12 protein-coding genes and 1 other annotated feature are annotated in these 23,072 nt (G+C 44.0%); of the genes, 5 read left to right on the forward strand and 7 right to left on the reverse strand.

Annotation, left to right across the window (positions count from 1 at the left end; all coding sequences use genetic code 11):
* Positions 1 to 41 precede the first annotated feature (41 nt).
* The 3 genes from thrC to thrA are packed head-to-tail and all read right to left on the reverse strand — an operon-like array spanning position 42 to position 4,791.
* The gene (gene thrC / locus ACM2FC_RS12690) at positions 42 to 1,328 is read right to left on the reverse strand and encodes a threonine synthase (RefSeq protein ID WP_498481294.1); all 1,287 of its coding nucleotides are present in this window, start codon (positions 1,326 to 1,328) and stop codon (positions 42 to 44) included.
* Positions 1,325 to 2,329 (reverse strand): homoserine kinase, encoded by a 1,005-nt coding sequence (thrB, locus tag ACM2FC_RS12695; RefSeq protein ID WP_498481295.1) that lies wholly within the window; start codon positions 2,327 to 2,329, stop codon positions 1,325 to 1,327. Before thrB ends, thrC begins: the two co-directional genes overlap by 4 nt.
* A gap of 2 nt (positions 2,330 to 2,331) precedes the next feature.
* Positions 2,332 to 4,791: a bifunctional aspartate kinase/homoserine dehydrogenase I gene (thrA, locus tag ACM2FC_RS12700; protein ID WP_498481296.1), complete on the reverse strand. Its 2,460-nt coding sequence runs from the start codon at positions 4,789 to 4,791 to the stop codon at positions 2,332 to 2,334.
* Positions 4,792 to 4,819: 28 nt separating this feature from the next.
* Positions 4,820 to 4,941 (reverse strand) — a sequence feature (Thr leader region).
* 360 nt (positions 4,942 to 5,301) lie between these two features.
* On the opposite strand from thrA, the gene ACM2FC_RS12705 reads away from it, so the two are divergent.
* On the forward strand, positions 5,302 to 5,772 hold the full coding sequence (locus tag ACM2FC_RS12705; RefSeq protein ID WP_498481297.1) for a hypothetical protein: 471 nt from the start codon (positions 5,302 to 5,304) through the stop codon (positions 5,770 to 5,772).
* A gap of 55 nt (positions 5,773 to 5,827) precedes the next feature.
* Here the strand turns inward: ACM2FC_RS12705 and ACM2FC_RS12710 are convergent, their stop codons facing one another.
* Complete coding sequence (locus ACM2FC_RS12710) at positions 5,828 to 6,313, reverse strand: putative 4-hydroxy-4-methyl-2-oxoglutarate aldolase (RefSeq protein ID WP_498481298.1); 486 nt, start codon at positions 6,311 to 6,313, stop codon at positions 5,828 to 5,830.
* Positions 6,314 to 7,109: 796 nt separating this feature from the next.
* Here ACM2FC_RS12710 and arcA point away from each other — a divergent pair.
* Positions 7,110 to 7,826, forward strand: coding sequence for a two-component system response regulator ArcA (gene arcA / locus ACM2FC_RS12715; protein WP_498481299.1), 717 nt, complete (start codon positions 7,110 to 7,112; stop codon positions 7,824 to 7,826).
* A 111-nt stretch (positions 7,827 to 7,937) separates the two neighbouring features.
* On the opposite strand, the gene ACM2FC_RS12720 is transcribed toward arcA, so the two are convergent.
* From ACM2FC_RS12720 to mnmL, 3 genes are all read right to left on the reverse strand, one after another.
* Positions 7,938 to 8,390 (reverse strand): hypothetical protein, encoded by a 453-nt coding sequence (locus tag ACM2FC_RS12720; RefSeq protein WP_498481300.1) that lies wholly within the window; start codon positions 8,388 to 8,390, stop codon positions 7,938 to 7,940.
* A gap of 4 nt (positions 8,391 to 8,394) precedes the next feature.
* Complete coding sequence (gene arcB, locus ACM2FC_RS12725; protein WP_498481301.1) at positions 8,395 to 10,746, reverse strand: aerobic respiration two-component sensor histidine kinase ArcB; 2,352 nt, start codon at positions 10,744 to 10,746, stop codon at positions 8,395 to 8,397.
* Positions 10,747 to 10,837: 91 nt separating this feature from the next.
* On the reverse strand, positions 10,838 to 11,761 hold the full coding sequence (mnmL, locus tag ACM2FC_RS12730) for a tRNA modification radical SAM protein MnmL/YtqA (protein WP_498481302.1): 924 nt from the start codon (positions 11,759 to 11,761) through the stop codon (positions 10,838 to 10,840).
* A gap of 464 nt (positions 11,762 to 12,225) precedes the next feature.
* On the opposite strand from mnmL, the gene gltB (ACM2FC_RS12735) reads away from it, so the two are divergent.
* The 3 genes from gltB (ACM2FC_RS12735) to gltB (ACM2FC_RS12745) all read left to right on the forward strand — a co-directional run bounded on the left by gltB (ACM2FC_RS12735) (position 12,226) and on the right by gltB (ACM2FC_RS12745) (position 23,065).
* Positions 12,226 to 16,761 carry a glutamate synthase large subunit gene (gene gltB, locus ACM2FC_RS12735; RefSeq protein WP_498481303.1) on the forward strand — a complete coding sequence of 1,512 codons (4,536 nt, stop codon included), beginning with the start codon at positions 12,226 to 12,228 and terminating at the stop codon, positions 16,759 to 16,761.
* Entirely contained in the window at positions 16,761 to 18,233 is a 1,473-nt protein-coding gene (locus ACM2FC_RS12740; protein WP_498481304.1) for a glutamate synthase subunit beta, read from the forward strand. Before gltB (ACM2FC_RS12735) ends, ACM2FC_RS12740 begins: the two co-directional genes overlap by 1 nt.
* A gap of 371 nt (positions 18,234 to 18,604) precedes the next feature.
* The gene (gene gltB, locus ACM2FC_RS12745; RefSeq protein ID WP_498481305.1) at positions 18,605 to 23,065 is read left to right on the forward strand and encodes a glutamate synthase large subunit; all 4,461 of its coding nucleotides are present in this window, start codon (positions 18,605 to 18,607) and stop codon (positions 23,063 to 23,065) included.
* Positions 23,066 to 23,072: the final 7 nt, after the last annotated feature.

The raw sequence follows: 23,072 nt of genomic DNA on the forward strand, positions 1-23,072 counted from the left end.
GGAGCAATTATAGCTCCCTTTCGATTTCACAAGTGTAACCTTTACTTACTGGCAACTTCTCGAAGCAGAAATTTCAACGCAGAAAAGTCGTCATTCATTTCAGAAGACAACAACGCCATTTGAGCATGCTTCGCTAATGGTGCTGGCAATTCAATATCTTCATTCAAAATGTCGTCAACGACTTCTTTAAACTTAGCTGGATGAGCAGTACATAAGAACAGACCGGTTTCGCCCTCTTGCAGTTGATCAGACAAGACTCGATAAGCGATCGACCCATGAGGCTCACATAGATAACCTAGCGCATTTAGCTCTTTAACCGTTTCTGCACTTTGCTCATCCGTTACTGCGCCTTTTGCAAGCATATCTAACGACCAGCCTTTTGTTTTGCATAGCTCTTCAATACGTGGCCAGTTGTTTGGTTGGCTGACATCCATTGCATTTGAAGTAGTCGCAACTGTTGGCTTAGGCTGCCAATTCCCGCTCTCTAAATAGCGTGGCACCGTATCATTGACGTTCGTTGCAGCAATAAAGCGTTTTACTGGCAGCCCCATTGCTTTGGCTAGCAATCCTGCAGTTAGATTACCAAAATTACCGCTTGGCACTGAAACGACTAGATTCTCTCTTTCTTCTTTAGACAGTTGAGAAACCGCTTCAAAGTAGTAACAAATCTGAGCCATTAAGCGGCTAATGTTAATTGAGTTGGCCGAATTAAGACCAATTTCTTTGCGTAATGCTTCGTCATCAAAAGCCTGTTTGACCAACGCTTGGCACGCATCGAAATCACCATTAATTGCAACGGTATGAATGTTCTTACCTAAAGTACAAAATAGCTTTTCTTGCAATGGACTGATTTTGCCTTTCGGGTACAAGATTACAACATCGATATTGTCCATTCCGTAGAAAGCGTGTGCAACAGCTGCACCAGTATCACCAGATGTAGCCGTTAGAATCGTAATCTTTCCACCATCAGAAACAGCAGCCAGAGACTGAGCCATAAAGCGACCACCGAAGTCCTTAAAGGCTAAGGTCGGGCCGTGGAACAACTCCAGTGCATAAACACCGTTTTTGACTTGCTTGATTGGTGCTGGAAATTGAAATGCTGCGTCAACCATAGAGTTCACTTGCTCTGCAGGCAACTCATCTCCAATAAGCTCAGAAAGAATCCGTGTGCTACGAGTAACAAAATCTTCGGAAAGCAGCTGTTCGACATCTTCGAATACGGGCAATGTATCTGGGAAAAATAGCCCTTGATTGCGTCCTAACCCTTGGCGCACAGCTTGCGCAAAAGAGACTTGTTGGTCGTTTTCTTTGATATTGTAAAGCTTCATAGCTGGTTTCCTGTAATTTTTGAACCTTGCTTGTCTAAGCGACAAACATGAACAAATCCATCTTTATTCTGTACGTAATTCTGTTCCAGCCAGCTAGCGACTCGCTGGGCAACATCTTGATGCTGACAAATACTAAATAGTGTCGGTCCACTTCCTGAAATGCCGGTAGCCAATGCTCCAGCAGAAGCGGCATAAGACCTAGCGTCAGCAAAACCCGGTAACAGTCTTTCCCGGTATGGTTCAGCTATCACATCTTTGATCATTTTAGCGGCGAGCTCTGGCTGCTTGCTATGACATGCGTGAATAAATCCGGCTAAATGACGTCCATGAGCGATAATGTCTTGGCGGCGATATTGGCAAGGTAGAATTTCGCGAGCTTCTGCTGTTGATACCGTAATACCTGGATAAGCCATTACCCAAAACCAATCATCAAAGCTCGGCACTTCTTGGCTAATAATATCCAGCTCTTGCACCATAAGCTGAACACCACCTAAATAGCATGGCGCGACATTATCATAGTGAACACTACCGGAAATTTTGCCTTCCATTTCGCCCATTAACTCAAGTAGCTCATCTTGACTCAACGCTTGGTCATGAAATTGATTGAGTGCATCTAATGCTGCGACGATCGAGCAAGCACTTGAACCAAGCCCAGAACCAATCGGCATATTTTTCTCTAGCGTCATGTGCACTGGTTTAACAGCCAAACCTTTTTTTTCCAGCTCTCGAGAGAATACTTGCCAACAATTAAACACGATATTATCTTTGGCATCTTTTGGTAGCTTATCGACAAACGAACCAGTGGTATCCAGAGAAAATGGCTCTTTCCCTTGTTTAACAGATACTCTATCGCCTAACAACGTACCATCAATCGGTGATACCGCCGCGCCAAGAACATCAAACCCGACACTAACGTTACCAATTGAAGCGGGAGCATATACGACAACCTCGTTGTTGCTTTGTTCTTGGTTACTAACGTGCACTTGGTTACTACCCTGCATAGCTATACTCCTAGTTTCCATCCAAGTGTGCGCATTACATCAGCAAAAACACCAGCAGCGGTGACTTCTGTACCCGCCCCATAGCCACGGAGAACAAGAGGAATTGGCTGATAATAGCGGCTATAAAATGCCAAAGCGTTTTCACCATCTTTTATCTTAAACATTGGATCATCTTCGTCTACTGCGCTCAAGCTTACTTTACACTTGCCATCAAGGATTTCCCCGACATAACGCAGAACTTTGCCTTCTTTAGCTGCTTTTTTAGAAAGCTGGGTAAAATATTCATCAGCCTGCGGCAAACGCTGCATAAACTCTTCAATGCTGCCACTTGCATCAAAGCCTGGTGGCAGCGCTGGCTCCACTTCCACTTGATCAAGTTCAATCGATAAACCTGTTTCCCTAGCCAAAATAAGCAGCTTTCTCGCAACATCCATTCCTGATAGATCGTCTCTTGGGTCTGGCTCTGTAAAGCCGTTGTCTTTCGCAATATTGGTTGCTTGGCTCAGGGTCATCCCTTCATCCAGCTTGCCAAAGATATATGAGAGTGAACCTGATAAGATGCCGTTGAATTTCTCTAGCTCGTCACCCGCCGAAATAAGATTTTGCAAGTTCTCGATAACAGGCAGACCCGCGCCAACTGTTGTTTCGTATAAGAATTTGCGTCGAGACAATGCCGCTGAATTACGTAGCTGATGATAGTAAGCCATACTCGCCGTATTGGCCTTTTTATTTGGTGTGACTACGTGGAATCCCGCTGATAAAAATTCGGCATATTGGTTAGCGATTGATTCACTTGAGGTGCAATCCACTAGCACTGGGTTAATGATGTGGTTACGTTGAACCAATGAAATTAAACGCGCTAAGCTAAAACCTTCTGTCGCGCCATTCATTCGATCACGCCAATGCTCTAACGGCAAGCCGTTTCCATCAAGCAATAAACCTTTAGAATTGGCAAGACCGCAAACTCGAATCACAATGCCTTTTTCCGCTAGTTTCGCTTGCTGGCGCTGAATTTGATCAACCAACTCACCGCCAACACCACCGATACCAACCACAAAAATATCGAGGTGATGTTTCGAATTAAATAGGTTTTCATGACACGCTTTGATTGCTTCAGAAATTTTATCTTCTGGTACAACAGCAGAAATGGCTCTCTCTGATGATCCTTGAGCTATCGCAACGATATTCACGTTCACTTCAGCAAGAGAAGAGAAGAACCTTGAAGCAACTCCTTTTGAAGTTCGCATACCATCACCAACCAAGGTAATGATTGAAAGGTTTTCGATAAACTCTACAGGCTCTAGGAGTGAATTCTTCATTTCAAGATCAAACGCTTCCGCGAGTACTTGCTCAGCTCTGAGTTTATCTGCTGATTCGATACAAAAGCTGATGCTGTACTCAGACGAAGACTGAGTGATCAATACAATAGAAATTCCCGCTGAAGACATAGCACCGAATACACGGCTCGCCATACCAACCATGCCTTTCATTCCAGGGCCAGAAACACTCACCATAACCAAATTATTTAGCGTTGTGATTCCCTTGATTGGCAGCTTATCTTCTCCAGTATCTAGGCCAATAAGCGTCCCTTCTCCTTGAGGATTGAAGCTATTTTTTATTAGACAAGGAATGTGGAATTGAGCAATCGGAGCAATAGTTTTCGGATGAAGAACAGAAGCACCAAAATAAGAAAGCTCCATCGCCTCTTGGTAGCTAAGAGATTTTAGCAGTCTAGCATCTTCAACTAAGCGAGGGTCACAGTTGTAAACGCCATCTACATCTGTCCAAATCTCACAGCATTCCGCTCGAAGGCAAGAAGCTAAAACAGCTGCTGAGTAATCTGAGCCATTGCGACCTAACGTCACCAACTCACCTTTTTTACTGCCAGCTGTGAAGCCAGGCATAATGTGTACATAGCCTTCTGCTAAAGGGTTCTTTTTGAAGTTTTCCGTTGAAACTTCAACATCCACCATCGCTTCTAGTGGTTCACCCTCTGCAAACAAATACTTAACTGGGTCAATCAAGCTCGCTTGCTGTCCCTTTGCCTCAAGCACCGCTTTCATCAATTGAATGGAAACTCTTTCGCCTTTACTAATAATGCGGGCATTAACATTGTCTGGGCACATTCCGAGTAAGTTGATGCCATGGACAAACTGGCGAAGCTGAGACAGTGAGGTTTTTACCTGATTGAAATAGCCGCTTCCATCTACATTAGCTAGCTGGAGCTTTATGTCATTAAACAATGACTGGAATGAAGACTCTAGCTCAGCAATTTGCAGCTCCGCTTCGCCATTACGAAGCGCTCCATCAATAACCGATACGAGTTTATTCGTCGTTTTCCCAGGCGCTGAAAGCACTACGGCTACTTCCCCTTGCTGGGCATTATTCACAATAATATCTGCAGCTCTTAAAAATCTATCGGCATCAGCCAACGATGAGCCACCAAACTTCAATACTCGCATCTCATCCTCCACAAGTAATAAATTGGTATAAAAAAAGGCCTGTATCTGGTGGGATACAGGCCTTTTTTTGAATTTCTTTCGCTTAGCAGCCTGCCCCAACGTTGGTAATGTCGGTAATAATAATGGTTGTGGTCATTACTAATTGGTTAGCAGATTGCATGTATGTTGTGCTTACTATGTTTGTTGTTCGTCTACTCATTACGTTTACCTTACTTTTCACTATGCAGTCAATGAAAAATTCAATTAATTTGCGATTTAATCATTTCTAAGGACACATATATGATGTTTTTATAGTGGAAATTTGGTCGTAGCGACCTAACTATTTGACATCTCTAGCCTCAAAGATTTTCATATGCAACTAGTTAAAACCATCAGCAAATACTAATAACCAAAAACTATATAAAAGCCGCCACACATGGTCAAAAAATGTGCTTTACTTATATCCAGTGACTCGAAAAACAAGTGTCACATTCAGGATAATAACTATTAAAAATAACTAAGGAGCGGTGGATGAAAACAGTCATGTATTGGTTGCCGCTTGCTATCTGTTTTCCCTTACAAGCAGAGGACTTACCAAGCTTTCCTTCCGAAAAAAAAACATCACCTCACAAGCTATTTGTCGCTAGCGAAAACAATACTCAAAACGATGAGTCTTTTAAGATAGACAGTGGATACTCCTATAACGTTTTCAATAAAATAGATCTTTATATTGGTGCTCGCATCGACAACTCAGGATATGATGGCGAGACGAAAATGATAGACGGTTTACTAAGTGGCTTGAGCTATCAAGTTACCGAAAACATTACGGTAAAAAGCACATTACGTTCTTATACCGAGACCGTATATCAAGATAATGTCACGTCGATGGCTGCAGAAGTCTCGAGCCGAATGAAATTAACAGAAAACCTAGATGTACATGCCACATTGGATTATCAAGAGTGGCGTCAAGGAATCGAAGTTGGAATTGGTTTTCGATTTTAAAGTTAGGATCGCAAGATCCTAACTTCACGTCTTAGTATACAGACCTAATTATCAGCTACTTTAAAGTTAGCTTTTCTTGAGCCATTACAATCCCATTCCAGTCAGCATAGATATAGTCTCCAGGCTGAATCATCTGGTTATTAATGGTGAGGGACACGTTGATTTCACCAACGTCTTTTTTCTCGGTTTTAAATGGACAAGTCCCCAGAGCTTTTACACCAAGATCCATCTCAGCAATTGTAGCCGCATCACGGATGGCACCATTTACTATCACACCTTGCCAATTGTTTTTGATTGCCAACTCAGCGAGGTTGTCACCTAATAGAGCTTTCTGGCAGGAACCATTACCATCAACAAATAGCACTTTGCCTTCTCCATTTTCTTTTAACATCTCACGAACTTTTGAGTTATCGTGGTAACAACGAACAGTGACTATTTCTCCACAAAATGCACTTTTTTTTCCAAAGTTAGATAATTGAAGCTCTAGCAATGTCACTTTATCTTCATATTGGTCACAAATATCTGGCGTTAAATCTTTCATTTTTCCTCCGAGAAAATACCAAAATTCCTTGTTTATGCCTCGTTAGCTTACTTAATCATAGTCGGCCATTGATAGCATACTGTAGATTCTTTCTAACGGACTAAACATGAAAACTACCCTACACAATCTAAAGTTGCGATAAAATGGCACAAGAGATGCGACACTGGATTAAAGCTAACAACTTATTGATATTGGTAGCACCCAAAATAATAATTATTACAAATCAATTGCTTAATGATAATTGATTTGCATGTCATGTTCTCAAACTAGCATACTTAGCTCACACCATCTTGATTCCAAACAGTAAACTTAATTTTCAAGTCAATTGCCCATAAGTCTACTCACAGCGGTTTTCCTGAAATCAAATTCATCACATAAAGCTTGGATAAGCAATTGGTCACATAACATGCGCAGCGAAAACTGATTTGCATGACACTACCCAAATAAGATCTATTTACAACGAGTACTTACATTTAAAATTTAATGGCGGGAGCAACATCTTGTAGAGAGGTTACGTCTATTGATATAAATCAACAAAATGTTGAGAACTAACATTATAACGTTGTTAGCATGCTGTTAAGAATATAAAATTCGACCTATCAACTAACAGTTTCAGTGGATGGATTTTGGGGATTTACCCACCAAATTAATATAAAACCAAGGAGGGCGGGCATCCAAAGTTAGTGTTTTTTTTCAAACTTTGGTTTATTATCAACATCAATTTACTCGTATGTTATCTTTTTTGCCTAATATTTATTCTGTTAGCACAATTTTTTCACAAGTTTAGGTACCGCCAATGCAAAGCCCGCAGATCCTCATCGTTGAAGATGAGCAAGTAACTCGTAACACTCTTAAGAGTATTTTTGAAGCAGAGGGATATGCTGTTTTTGAGGCCAGTGACGGTGAAGAGATGCACCACGTGCTATCTAACAATCAGGTCAATCTGGTTATCATGGATATCAATTTACCAGGTAAAAACGGTCTACTATTAGCACGCGAACTTCGCGAGCAAGCGAATGTTGCACTTATGTTCCTAACAGGTCGCGACAATGAAGTAGATAAAATTTTGGGTCTGGAAATTGGTGCCGATGATTACATCACTAAACCATTCAACCCTCGTGAGCTAACTATTCGTGCTAGAAACTTACTTAGCCGCTCAATGAATGCTAGTGCTACTCAAGAAGAAAAGCGTAGTGTAGACAAGTATGAGTTCAACGGATGGATACTTGATATAAACAGCCGCTCTTTGGTTAGCCCAAGTGGTGATGGTTACAAGCTTCCTCGCTCTGAATTCCGCGCTTTATTGCACTTCTGCGAAAATCCAGGAAAAATCCAAACTCGTGCAGATCTATTGAAAAAAATGACTGGACGTGAACTGAAGCCACATGATCGCACAGTAGATGTCACAATTCGTCGCATCCGTAAGCACTTTGAATCAGTGTCAGGTACACCAGAAATCATCGCGACTATTCACGGTGAAGGCTATCGTTTCTGCGGTGACTTAGAAGAATAGTATCTCTTCTAACTTAAGGCTGCATATCCTTAAAATAGAAAAGGTCGAGATTTTTATCTCGACCTTTTTCTTATTTTGTCCTGAATGAAATAGGTTAATGGTTGACTAAGGCTACTCTACCGAGTTGACTTGAACATCTTGCTCTACGAGCCATTGAGACCTTTTACCATTTTTCACTTGAAGCGCGACATCGACAGGCTTCGCTAAATTCACTGGCACTTTTTGCCACTCAAATGCAACCTGCCACTGATTTTCATAGTTGGTCTGAACTTCAAGTTCATCTCCATTGAACACCCAAGTATTGTTACCCTGCTTCACTGAAACCTCAACAACGCCTAAATTAGGTGGTAGAGGGTTGTGCGACTCTAGGTACAGGGTACCGTGTAGTGTTTGATCTTGCCCTTCAACTTTGGCTGGAACGTTTGTGATCCATAAATTACTCTTCATAACAATCTTATCACCCGACACTTGAGCTTGATTGTCTTGACACCAAATTCCTTGCGGTGCGCTAGTACACCCAGCCAATAGCACTAACACTAATGAAACAAAAAGAAACTTTTTCATATTATTACCTGTGTGATAACCACTCTTTTAGTACTTGAACATCATGGCGATATTCGTTTTTAATTTCTTCAACCCAATCCACAATATTTTCTGACCACGCAGGTGTATCTGGAGTTTGTGCTTTCTGGGCAATTTGCTGAATATGCTTTAAACCCACTGAGCCAGCTGCTCCTTTAATTTTATGCGCCTCAGATACAATACCTTTTTGATCTTTGGCAGTGAGGTTCGATGTTAGCACTTCTACATACCCCGGCATCAGCTCTTCAAACATCTTTAAGCTCTCGTGCATTGGCTCTGTACCTACAATGTCGATATATGATTCAAGCATATCTAAATCGAGCAAGTGCACATAAATATCTTTACGGTCTGCCGAAGGGGTAGATTCATTATTGGACGTATCTTTCATAACCACCTCACTTTCCATCTCATTATCAAATTTAAGGATTACTTCTTGAACAGCTTCCACTGAAAGTGGTTTACTTATTGCACCATCCATACCACGCTCAAGATAGTCCTTTATATTAGTTATTGCATTCGCAGTAAGAGCAACTAGAGGAGGCAAATTCGCATAGTTCTCTCGATAGTAATTTGCTACTTCAAACCCTGTCATGTCAGGTAGCTGAATATCAAGAAATACCATATCAAACTGTTCAGGCTTAAACATTTCCTGCGCTTCTTTTCCTGTCATAGCAACAGTCACCTTATGCCCGAGGCTTTCAAGCAAAGCACACGCAACAGTTACGTTAAGCTCAATATCTTCTACCATAAAAATATTTAGGCTTCGTGTCGCTATAACCGGCTTCGGCAACAAAGTCTGCTCATCAGCTAATGGAGCCTGAATCGTTACTGTAAAGGTGCTTCCAAATCCTTCTTCACTCGTAACTTCAATTTCACCACCCATCATTTTAACCAGCTGCGCAGACACCGCTAGACCAATTCCAGTACCTACAGCATGCAAGTTGTCCTTGTCGGATTTTACTTGATAGTACATTGCAAAAATTTTATCCAGCTCTGACTTCGGTATACCAATACCGCTATCTTCTATTTGAAATACAATATTCGCAGTTTGGTTTTCAATGGTAGAACTGACCGAAACGATTACACCACCTTCTTTGGTGAACTTCATTGCATTACTGATAAGATTCCAAAGTACCTGCCGTAGTCTAGTCGCGTCTACTTCAATACCAAACGGTAATTCACTCAAGCGTTCTAAGCTAAACCTTAACTTTTTTTGTTGAGCCATCAATGCAGAAATACTTTCCATCTCATTGACGAAGTCATCAAACAAAATCGGAGCGGGAAAAAGCTCTAGTTTTCGCCTATCGAACTTATCCATATCGATAATATCATTGAATATGTTGCCAAGTGTAATAGCGCTGACATTTATTGTTTGCATATGCCGTCGCTGCTCTTCTGATAAAGGAGAGTCCAGTAACATGCGACTTAGACCGACAATACCATTTAAAGGTGTGCGTAGTTCATGACTGATAGTGGAAATAAAGGTGGTTTTTTCTCGACTCGCTCTTTCAAGAGATTCTTCATGTCGCTTACGCTCAGTAATGTCACGACCAAAACCAACCAACCCTAAATGGTGTCCATCTTTGCTATAAAATGGCACTTTGCGCATTTCAAAAAAGTGTTTACGGCCATCTGGGTATTCTAGCCATTGCTCATAAGTTAACGATTGGTTGCTTGAAAAGACTTCTTGGTCGGTAGCCACAACCTGCTGCGCGACTTCTTTGCTATAGACATCCCATGGAGTTAAGCCCACTAATTGCCTCTCGGACTTGCCCGTCAGCTCTTCCATTGCTTTATTGCAGCCTGAAAATACACCGTTCGCTTTACGGTAATAAATAAGATCAGGTGACGCATCGATAAATGAACGTAAAAGAACGGTTCTTTCTGCCAATTCCACTTGAGTGCGCTCGCGCTCAAACACTTCATTTTCTAAGTCTCGAATCGCAACCTTACGTGCTTCTTCTGCCTTGATTCTTTCCTGAATCTCTTGGTTTAGTCTTTCAATATTATCTTGCAGCTCGTGATTTAGATCTTGATCGCGAGCCCTCATATCCTTGAGCTTTGAGACCAATTTTGACAATCGCTGCCGAGACTCTTCTAACTGATCGACGACCACGGACAGAAAGTATACTGCCCAAGGAGTGATTAAAATACCGAAGAATACAGAACGGACAATATCAATATTATCAACGTGGCCAGTTAGAGCCATTGTGATACCGACTTGCACCACTACAGCAAGCGCCACCAATGCGAGAGCCAAAAGAATTGAAAAACGTAAAATGCCCAGCTTTACCAACAAGTCCACATAGTACTGAGCAAGATTTTTTATCAGTTTCATTTAGCGCCTCACCTTCCTTCGTTAGCGCTAGTGTACATGGTTTGCCTATTGGGTGTAACAAGTACCGATTCAAGTTTGGTACTTACTCATTTTACTGTGATGTGAACGCATCGCCGATCAGCGACCCTTGGCAACCAGATTTATCCAAATACTTGCCAATTTCTGTCATTGGTAGCCAACGATTTTCACACCATAATGGAGCAAGTAAAGTAGGCCGACGAGCTGAAGAGCTGACCCTGTGATAAACAATATTTGATGGCGTTTTTTGAATCATTTCGCTAGCAATAGATACATACTCTTCTAATGACAAAAGCTCCACTCTTCCAACTTTCCAAGCTCGAGCCAGAGTACTGCCTTCGACGATATGCAGCCCGTGTAACTTAATACCATCAGTGCCTACATTTAACACTGCATCTAAAGTGGCTAAGTTGTCATCTCGCTCTTCTTTCGGTAAGCCAAGGATTAAGTGAGTACAAACTTTGATTCCTAGACTACGAGCCTTTTCTGCAATGCTCGCATATTCCTCGAACCCATGACCGCGATTGATTCTTTTTAAGGTGGCGTTATTCGCTGACTGCAAGCCGAGTTCTAACCATACTTCATAGCCTTGCTTTACGTATCCAGATAGAAGAGAAAAAACATCGTCAGAGACACAATCAGGCCGGGTTCCAACACATAGCCCTACAATATCAGCGCCAGATAGAGCTTGCTCATACATATTTTTAAGCAACTGAACTTCTGCATATGTACTGGTGTAAGCTTGAAAATATGCAAGGTACTTATTCGCTCGCTTTATTTCCTTAGCCCTGTCTTGTAATTGTTCCTGAATGGATTGCACTTGGACGCTTTCATCTGTGAATGAAGAAACATTGCAAAATGTGCAACCACCTCGACCAATAGTCCCATCTCTATTTGGGCAACTAAAACCACCATGTAAGGTAAGCTTATGCACTCTCTCTCCGTAACGACGACGAAGATCTTGGCCAAACGTATTCACTAGTTCATGTAACTGCATATAAGAATTTGAGAATTTAGCTATGTAAGTTAATTACATTAATGTAATTAAGAGATAACGCTCAGAATACAGAAGAAAGTAGCTAGATAGCCTGTACAAAATCAAACAAGTCGCTATCTAGCACGAAAAATAGGTTAATAAGTCGAAAAGCACAATCTTAATTTGCCTAAAAAACACACATACACAGCAACAAGCCATATGATTTTGGTTGCATTTTTGAATCAGTAAAATGTAGGATAGTTACAAAACCCACTGTTATTATGAGAATTTATTACAATCACAACAGCCAATAATAGGGGAATAGCATGCTCTTTTAAGAGCATAGCGCTAGAAAATTATCAAACACAACGAAAAACAACCAAAAGCTATTTTTCTCACAACATTTTTCGTGAGATAGCAATTAACAGACATCCGCGAAGCAGTTCGTTGCGATGTTTCTGTATTTAACTGGAAGGATGTACTAAATGGTAGACAAAGAGCAGAGCCTCCGAGGTCTTTACACGCCTGAGCTAGAGCATGATGCCTGTGGCATCGGCTTCATCGCTCATTTAAAAAATCGCAAATCACATGAAGTTGTCACTCAAGCTCTAGATATGCTTGCTCGTATGGAGCACCGCGGTGGTCAAGGCTGCGATCCATGCAGTGGTGATGGCGCTGGCATCTTGCTGCAAAAGCCACATGAGTTTCTTCTAGAAGAAACCGTCAAGCTAGGTATCAAACTGCCCTCTTTTGAAAAGTATGGCATCGGTGTCATCTTATTTCCAAAAGATGAATACAAACGCGCCCAGTGTCGGGACATTCTAGAACGCAATGCAAAGCGCCTTGAGTTAGATATATTAGGTTATCGCGTGTTGCCAACCGACAATTCAATGATTGGTGAAGATCCACTTAGCACTGAACCTCAATTTGAGCATGTCTATGTCTCTGGCGGCCCAAGTACGACGCCAGAAGAGCTAGAGCGTAAGCTATATGTATTACGTAACTACACTGTTCGCGTCTGCCTTGAAAGTGTATCTAACATTGGTGACGACTTTTACATCAACTCAATGTCATACAAAACATTGGTGTATAAAGGCCAGCTAACCACTGAGCAAGTGCCACAGTATTTCTTGGACTTACGCAGCCCAACCATGGTGACGGCACTGGCACTGGTTCACTCACGTTTTTCTACTAACACCTTCCCGAAATGGCGCCTTGCTCAGCCTTTCCGTTATATCGCTCATAACGGCGAAATCAACACTGTGCGCGGCAACCTGAACTGGATGAAAGCACGTGAAGCAATTCTAGAGTCTAAGTTATTTACGCAAACTGAAATCGACATGCTGCTACCCATTTGCCAAGAAAGCAGCTCAGATTCCTCTAACTTTGATATGGCGTTAGAACTGCTGGTTCTTGCTGGTCGCAGCTTACCACACGCACTGATGATGTTGATTCCTGAAGCGTGGCAAGAAAACAAAAACATGGACGCAGCTCGCCGAGCATTTTATCAGTATCACGCTAACATTATGGAACCTTGGGATGGGCCGGCTTCAGTCTGCTTTACCGATGGTGTACAGGTTGGCGCAACCTTAGACCGGAACGGCTTACGCCCTTCTCGCTATACCGTCACCAAAGACAATTTCCTAGTAATGGCGTCAGAATCTGGCGTGGTAGATATCCAACCGGAAAATGTTGAATATCGTGGACGCTTGCAACCGGGGCGTATTTTCGTCGCTGACCTAGAACAAGGTCGCATCATCTCAGATGAAGAGGTGAAAGACACCATTGCCAATGCACAGCCATACCAGCAGTGGGTTGACGATAACCTTCTCAGCCTTAATGAACTGCCAGATTCCGGCAACGTGCACCACCAGCCAACACCAGAACGTCTGCTGCATAAACAACAAGCTTTTGGTATTAGCTCTGAAGAAGTCAATGAAATCATTCTTCCGCTATCTAAAACAGGCTATGAGCCCCTAGGCTCAATGGGAGCAGACTGGCCGCTAGCCGTTTTATCACATCAATCTCAGCACCTTTCTAACTACTTTAAACAGCTTTTTGCTCAGGTGACCAATCCGCCAATCGATCCAATTCGTGAACGCATGGTGATGTCACTGAAAACATACTTAGGTAAAGATCAAAACCTGCTTACCGAAACACCGGAACACTGCCAGAAAGTTGAACTCGATTCTCCAGTGTTATCTAACACTGAACTAGAAAAACTGCGTGCGATCGATAACGAGCACTTGCAGGCGAAAACGCTAGACATCGTGTTCCGAGCAAGCGAAGAATCTGGAAAATTAGAGCGAGCTCTAAAGCGCATCTGCCAATACGCGGAAGATGCGGTTATCGACGGCTATTCAATCATTCTGTTGACTGATCGCGCAATTAACTCTAACCATGCGGCTATTCCAGCTATGCTAGCGGTGGGCGCGGTGCACCATCACTTGATCCGTAAAGGATTAAGAGCAAAATGTGACATCGTAATCGAAACCGGTGACGCACGTGAAACACACCACTTTGCTACTCTAGTTGGTTATGGTGCCAACGCGATTAACCCATACTTGGTAACTGAAACGATCATTGAACTCCAGCGCACCAACAAACTTGATCCTGAAGCGTCAGTTGACGTGTTATTCGACAACTATCGTAAAGGTGTGAGCGGTGGCTTGCTGAAGATATTCTCTAAGATGGGCATCTCGACTCTTCAGTCTTATCACGGCGCGCAAATTTTTGAAGCACTTGGTATCAGCAAATCAGTCGTTGATAAATACTTTACGGGCACGATTTCTCGTATCGAAGGGTTAACTATCGATAACATAGCCAAAGAAGTGTTGGTTCGCCATCGAATCGGCTATCCAACTCGAGAAATCCCTATTCAAACTCTCGATGTAGGTGGTGTTTATCAGTGGAAGCAGCGTGGAGAAAAGCACCTGTTCAACCCTGAAACCATCTCCCTGCTGCAACAATCAACGCGCAATAAAAATTTTGCTCAGTTTAAGAAGTACGCAAGTACCGTCGATGAACAAAGCCAATATGCAGCGACACTAAGAAGCCAATTGGAGTTTGTGAAAAATCCGGCAGGCTCTATCTCCATTGATGAAGTTGAACCAGCAAGCAACATTCTTAAACGCTTTGCTACTGGTGCAATGTCGTTCGGATCCATTTCTTACGAAGCTCACTCAACCCTTGCCGTTGCGATGAACCGCATTGGCGCAAAATCCAACTCTGGTGAAGGCGGTGAAGATCCGATTCGCTTTGAACCGAAAGAGAACGGCGATTGGGAACGCTCTGCAATCAAGCAGGTTGCATCTGGTCGATTTGGTGTCACTTCTTACTATCTAACCAATGCCGACGAGCTACAAATCAAGATGGCGCAAGGCGCTAAGCCGGGTGAAGGTGGTCAGCTGCCGGGGGACAAAGTCGATGACTGGATTGGTGCAACTCGTCACTCCACTCCGGGGGTTGGATTAATCTCTCCACCACCACACCACGATATCTACTCAATCGAAGACTTAGCTCAGCTGATCTACGATTTGAAAAACGCCAACAGAAAGAGCCGCGTTAACGTGAAGCTGGTATCTGAAGCAGGTGTCGGCACCATCGCTTCAGGTGTAGCAAAAGCCAAAGCCGATGTGGTACTTATTGCCGGCTTTGATGGCGGAACAGGCGCATCACCAATCTCTTCGATTCGCCACACTGGATTGCCTTGGGAACTTGGGCTGGCAGAAACGCACCAGACGCTACTGAAAAATGGTCTGCGTAACCGAATCGTCGTTCAATCTGATGGACAAATGAAAACGCCACGCGATCTGGCTGTTGCCACCTTGCTTGGCGCAGAAGAATGGGGCGTCGCAACTGCAGCTCTTGTGGTTGAAGGCTGTATCATGATGCGTAAGTGTCACAAAAACACTTGCCCTGTTGGTATCGCAACACAAAACAAAACCCTACGTGAACGCTTTAATGGCCGCGTAGAAGATGTGGTGACGTTCTTTGAGTACATGGCTGAAGGTCTGCGCGAAATCATGGCAGAGCTAGGCTTCAAAACCATTGATGAAATGGTCGGTCAATCAACTAAGCTGCGCGTGAAGAAAGATTCTGGTCACTGGAAATACAACAACCTAGATCTATCCCCAGTATTGTTTAACGAGCCCGCTCGTGAGCAAGATGGCGTGTATCAACAAATACGACAAAACCACCAGCTCGATAGCGTATTGGATAGAGAGTTGATTCAGAAAGCTGCACCAGCCCTCGAACGTGGTGAAACAGTGAACTTGTCACTGCCCATCGTTAACACTGACCGCAGCGTGGGTACCATGTTCTCCAACGAGGTATCGAAAGTATATAAAGACCAAGGTTTACCTAAACCTGTATCCGTTAAGTTCACCGGATCTGCTGGTCAGTCATTCGGTGCATTCCTCGCCAAAGGCACCACCTTTGAAGTGGAGGGTGACGCAAACGACTACTGGGGTAAAGGGCTTTCTGGCGGCACGTTAGTGCTCTACCCAGACACAAATTCCTCCATTGTTGCAGAAGACAATATCGTCGTCGGTAACGTCTGTTTCTATGGCGCAACCTCAGGTGAATCCTATATTCGCGGTCTAGCGGGTGAGCGTTTCTGCGTTCGCAACTCTGGCGCCAAGGTCGTGGTTGAAGGTGTCGGCGATCATGGCTGCGAATACATGACTGGTGGTATTGCTGTGATTCTAGGCTCAACGGGCCGTAACTTCGCTGCGGGCATGAGCGGCGGTATCGCTTACGTTTGGGACAAGTCTGGTGACTTCGAATCCAAACTTAACGCGGAACTTGTCGACCTTGATCCAATTGAAGAGCAAGACGAAGCCCTAGTCAAAGAAATGCTAACCAAGCACGTTCAATATACAGGCAGTGAAGTTGCGCAATCTTTCCTTGATAACTTCGCCGCGAGCATCGGTTCACTGGTTAAAGTGATGCCTCGCGACTACAAAGCGGTGCTACAAAAACGCGCACAAGAGAAGCAAAATGAAATGGAGGCTGTGTAATGGGTAAAGCAACTGGATTTCTAGAACATGGCCGCGAGCTGCCGGAGAAACTCGAACCAGCAGAACGCCTCAAGGACAACAAAGAGTTTGTGTTAAACCAAGAGTTTGGCGACAAAATCAATACACAAGCTTCTCGTTGTATGGATTGCGGCGTACCGTTTTGTCACAACGGTTGTCCAATTGGCAACATCATCCCTGAGTTTAACGATGCAGTTTATCGTGATAGCTGGGAAGAAGCGTGGAACATTCTTAGCTCCACCAATAACTTCCCAGAATTTACTGGCCGCGTCTGCCCTGCTCCGTGTGAAAGTGCCTGTGTGCTCGGTATCAACCAAGATCCAATTACGATCTGTAATATTGAAAAAACCATCGTCGAAACAGCGTACAAAAATGGCTATGCCAAGCCTAAAACACCTCGCTCTCGCACGGGTAAAAGGGTCGCCGTTATCGGCTCTGGCCCTGCAGGGCTTTCCGCAGCGGAGCAGCTAAACAGTGCTGGCCATACGGTTACCGTGTTTGAACGAGATGAAAAGGTCGGCGGATTGCTGCGCTTTGGCATTCCTGACTTCAAGCTCGGTATGGATATTATCGACCGTAAAATCGATTTGATGGAAGAAGCTGGTGTTGAGTTTAAAGTCAATCAACATGTTGGTGTCACCGTCAATGCTCAGCAGCTTAAACAAGAGTATGATGCGATCTTGCTAACTGGCGGCTCTACTGTACCACGCGACTTACCAATTGAAGGTCGTGATCTAAAAGGCGTTTACTTTGCGATGCAGTTCCTCTCTCAAAACAATCGTCGTGCGAATAACATGGACCTTAAGGCAGAAGAGATCCATGCTGCGGGTAAACATGTGGTTGTTATTGGCGGCGGTGATACTGGCTCAGACTGTGTTGGTACTTCCAACCGTCATGGTGCAGCGAGTGTCACGCAAGTTGAGATCATGCCAATGCCGCCAGAAGCGCGCCCAGCAAATATGCCTTGGCCACAATATCCAATGATTTTACGCACCTCAACCTCACATGAAGAAGGTTGCCAACGTCATTGGAATATTCTAACCAAAGAATTTGTTGGTAATGAGCAAGGTGAACTCACAGGTATTCGCGTTGCAGACATTGCTTGGCAAGAAGCAAAAGCGGATGAGCGCCCAACCTTTGAAAAAGTATCAGGTAGCGAGCGAATCATCCCATGTGATATGGCTTTCCTCGCAATGGGCTTCTTGCATCCAGAACCACAAGGCGTACTGGCTCAACTCGATATCGAACTTGATGAAAGAGGCAATGTTGCCACCAACGGCTTTGCTACCAATCAAACTGGTGTCTTTGCTGCTGGAGATATGCGAACTGGGCAATCACTGGTTGTTCGCTGCATCAATGAAGGCAGAGAATGCGCCATTGAAATCGATGCGTATTTAATGGGTAACTCTAACTTAGAAGCGAAAGCAGATTCTCTGATGATGTCAGCTTCGTAACTCGGCCCATCCTATTTAACAAATTATTCACTAAAAATTAAACTACCAGTTCCTTCTTAACAGTTTTGGCCAGCATGAAAGCTGGCCCTTTTTTTATCTTACCTACAACAAATTCGGCCCTATCAATATTGCAACTCACTGTTATTTAATACATTCACAGCCATAACATGATAAGTTTCTCAATTCAGCCATTTTATCTCTATAACTTGACCTTTTTCACAATAACCTTTAGCTTGTAATTTCGGCTTAAAAATGACCTTGCGAATTACGCACCATTTTAGTCAAAAATAATGAATATTTAGTCAATAAACACAATTATTATAATTATCCATTTACTGTCTGGTAGACAGAAAATTACAGGGAGAATTGCAATGGCGCTTTACGATCCTCAACTTGAGAAAGACAATTGTGGATTCGGTTTGATTGCCCATATGGAAGGTGAACCAAGCCACAAACTCGTTCGTACAGCAATTTCAGCACTTGATCGCATGACCCACCGAGGTGGTATAGCCGCAGATGGGAAAACCGGAGACGGTTGTGGTCTATTGCTTCAAAAGCCAGATTCTTACATGCGATTGGTTGCGGAAAATGAAGGTTTTAACCTAAGTAAACAATACGCAGTCGGAATGATTTTTTTGAGCCAAGACAGTGTCAAAGCTCAAAACGCACAACAAATAATCAATACTGAGCTAGGTAAAGAGACTCTTAATGTCGCGGGATGGAGAACCGTTCCAACTAATCCAGACGTATTAGGGCCTATAGCAAAAGACTCACTACCGAATATCCAACAAGTGTTTGTCTCAGCGCCAGCGGGTTGGCTGGAAAGAGATATCGAAAGGCGCTTGTATATTGCTAGACGCCGAATCGAAAAACAGATCCAAGATGATGATTTCTATATTTGTAGTTTATCAACTCAAGTCATCATCTATAAAGGCCTGTGCATGCCGGCGGATCTACCCCGCTTTTATCTTGATCTGGCTGATTTGAGAATGGAGTCTTCCATTTGCTTGTTCCACCAGCGCTTCTCTACTAACACACAACCTCGCTGGCCACTTGCTCAACCATTTAGATACCTAGCCCACAACGGTGAAATTAACACCATCGAAGGTAATAGACAGTGGGCCAGAGCAAGAGCATATAAGTTTTCTTCCCCGCTTCTACCAGATTTACAAACCGCTGCACCATTTGTAAACGAGACAGGTTCAGACTCTTCGAGTCTAGATAATATGCTTGATCTGTTCTTAGCTGGTGGTATGGATATTTTCCGTGCGATGCGAATGCTTGTGCCACCAGCATGGCAAAACCACCCAGATATGGATCCTGAGTTGCGAGCATTCTATGACTTTAACTCGAAACATATGGAACCTTGGGATGGCCCCGCAGGTATCGTACTGTCCGACGGACGCTATGCGGCTTGTAACCTAGACCGTAATGGTCTTCGCCCTGCTCGTTATGTGGTCACCAAAGACAAGCTGATCACTCTCGCTTCTGAAGTTGGCATTTGGGATTACGCACCTGATGAAGTCGCTGAAAAAGGCCGCGTTGGCCCCGGCGAACTATTGGTTATCGATACCCAAGAAGGTAAGCTGTGGCAATCGAGCGAAATTGACAACGATCTAAAAGAACGTCATCCATATAAAACTTGGATGGAAAACAACGTTCACAAATTAACACCATTTTCTGAACTTGCTGAAGAACTTGTTGGAGAGCGTAACTTTGATGAAGACTTGCTTAAGACCTATCAAAAGCAATTCGCAATGTCGAATGAGGAAGTCGATCAAGTCCTACGCATTCTAGGTGATATGGGCCAAGAAGCGACTGGCTCAATGGGTGACGACACGCCAATGGCTGTGCTGTCATCGAAAGAGCGTTTAGTGAGCGATTATTTCCGTCAAAAGTTTGCCCAAGTAACCAACCCACCAATCGATCCTCTGCGTGAAAAACACGTCATGTCATTAGCCACAAGTGTTGGTCAAGAGATGAACGTGTTCTGCGAGACAGATGGGCACGCCAATCGTGTGACGTTTGACTCTCCGGTGCTACTTTACTCAGACATGCAACAGTTGCTCGAACTGAGTGACGAGCATTATCGCAATACGATCATAAACATTAGCTACGATCCAAAAACAACAACATTAAAGCAAGCGATTGAAGATCTTAGCAGTGAAGCTGAGCAAGTGGTGAAAGAAGGCACTGTTTTAGTGGTTCTTTCAGATAGAGCGCTTTGCAAAGGCAAATTACCGATTCCTGCAGCCATGGCGGTTGGTGCTGTACAAACTCGCTTAATTGACGCTAACCTTCGCTGCGATGCCAACATCATTGTCGAAACAGCAACAGCTCGCGATCCTCACCAATTTGCTGTTTTGTTAGGCTTTGGCGCTACTGCAGTATACCCGTACCTCGCTTACGAAACATTGGGTAAACTGGTTGATGATGGCGCTATTGAAAAGAGCTACCGCGACGTGATGCAAAACTATCAGTACGGCATTAATAAAGGCCTGTACAAAATCATGTCTAAGATGGGTATTTCAACTATTGCTTCTTACCGCTGCTCGCAGCTATTTGAAGCCGTTGGCTTGCATCAAGATGTGGTGGATTTGTGCTTTAAAGGCGTCGCGACGAGAATTCAAGGCGCAAACTTTGACGATTTCCAGCAAGACCTGTTTAACCTGTCAAGAAAAGCGTGGGCTAAACGTAAGCCAATCGAGCATGGTGGTTTGCTGAAATACGTTCACGATGGCGAATACCACGCATATAACCCAAATGTCGTCAGTAGTCTGCAAAAAGCAGTGAAATCTGGTGAAGAGCAAGATTACACAAGCTTTGCTGAACAAGTAAACTCAAGACCAGCAGCCACATTGCGTGATTTAATGGCACTGAAGAAGTCATCGACTCCAACTCAGTTAGAAAAAATTGAACCAAGCTCTGAGCTGTTTAAACGCTTTGATACTGCAGCAATGTCTATTGGCGCCTTGAGCCCAGAAGCGCACGAAGCGCTGGCCATCGCGATGAATAAGCTTGGCGGCTATTCAAACTCAGGAGAAGGTGGCGAAGACAAACGCCGTTTTGGCACCAACCGTAATTCTCGAATCAAGCAGATCGCTTCCGGCCGCTTTGGCGTCACTCCACATTACCTCACCAATGCTGATGTTCTGCAAATTAAGGTCGCGCAAGGCGCGAAACCCGGTGAAGGTGGTCAGTTGCCCGGACATAAGGTCACAGCAGAAATTGCTAAACTTCGTTACTCGGTACAAGGCGTAACACTAATATCACCGCCACCGCATCACGATATCTACTCTATCGAAGATTTAGCCCAGCTAATTTTCGACCTTAAGCAAGTTAACCCTAACGCGTTGGTTTCGGTGAAATTGGTTTCTGAGCCCGGTGTCGGCACCATCGCTACTGGCGTAGCAAAAGCTTATGCTGATTTAATCACTATCTCTGGTTACGACGGCGGTACTGCCGCTAGCCCGCTCACGTCAGTAAAATATGCTGGCAGCCCTTGGGAGTTAGGCTTAGCCGAAACGCAGCAAGCCTTAGTTGCTAACGGTCTGCGTCATAAGATTCGCTTGCAAGTTGACGGTGGCTTGAAGACTGGGTTAGATGTGGTGAAAGCTGCTATTTTAGGTGCAGAAAGCTTTGGTTTCGGCACGGCTCCTATGGTCGCTCTTGGCTGTAAATTCTTGCGTATTTGTCACTTAAACAATTGTGCGACAGGTGTTGCAACTCAAGACGAGAAACTTCGCAAAGAGTACTTCAAAGGCTTGCCAGAAATGGTCGTTAACTATTTCACAGGCCTTGCTGAGGAAGTGCGCCAATATCTATCGGAGTTAGGTGTTGAAAAGCTGACTGATTTGATTGGCCGAACCGACCTACTTGATATCGTAGAAGGCAAAACGGCGAAACAAAGCAAGCTCGACCTGTCGCATATTTTGGAAAAACCTGTTTCTGCGGAAAACCATCCAATGTACTGGACGCAGCCAAACACACCATTTGATAAAGCGGAACTAAATCAGAAGATCGTCGATGCAGCGAAAGACGCGATTGAGAATAAAGAGTCAATCACTCTTTTCTACGATGTGCTCAACACAGACCGCTCTATCGGTGCTCGTTTATCAGGTGAAATCGCCAAGCGTTACGGTAACCAAGGTATGGCAGCATCGCCAATTAAATTGCAACTGCAAGGCACGGCTGGTCAATCCTTTGGCGTTTGGAACGCAGGTGGCGTTGAGCTTTATCTGACAGGTGACGCCAACGACTATGTCGGCAAAGGTATGGCAGGCGGTAAGATTGTTATCAAGCCTCACTTGGGTACCGCGTTTAACTGTAACGAAGCCACCATTATTGGTAACACCTGTTTGTATGGCGCAACTGGCGGTAAGCTATTTGCTTCAGGTACAGCTGGCGAACGATTCGGTGTGCGTAACTCAGGCTGTATTGCTGTTGTGGAAGGCGCAGGTGACAACGCTTGTGAATACATGACTGGCGGCATAGTCGCGATTCTTGGCGCAACCGGCGTTAACTTTGGCGCAGGCATGACGGGCGGATTTGCCTATGTACTTGATGCCAACGACGACTTCCAAGGCCGCGTGAATAATGAGTCAGTGGAAGCTCTATCGCTATCTTCACTCAATATTCATCAAGAGCACTTACGCGGACTGATTGCCGAGCATCTAGAGCTTACAGGCTCTGTCCATGCTGAAAATATTCTGGCTAACTTTGATGAGTGGATCCCTAAATTCTTCCTTGTTAAACCAAAAGCCGCTGACCTCAACACTTTGTTAGGTCACCAAAGTCGTAGCGCTGCTGAACTGCGCGTTCAAGCACAGTAAGAATTGG

This window comes from Vibrio sp. A37 (assembly GCF_059777565.1).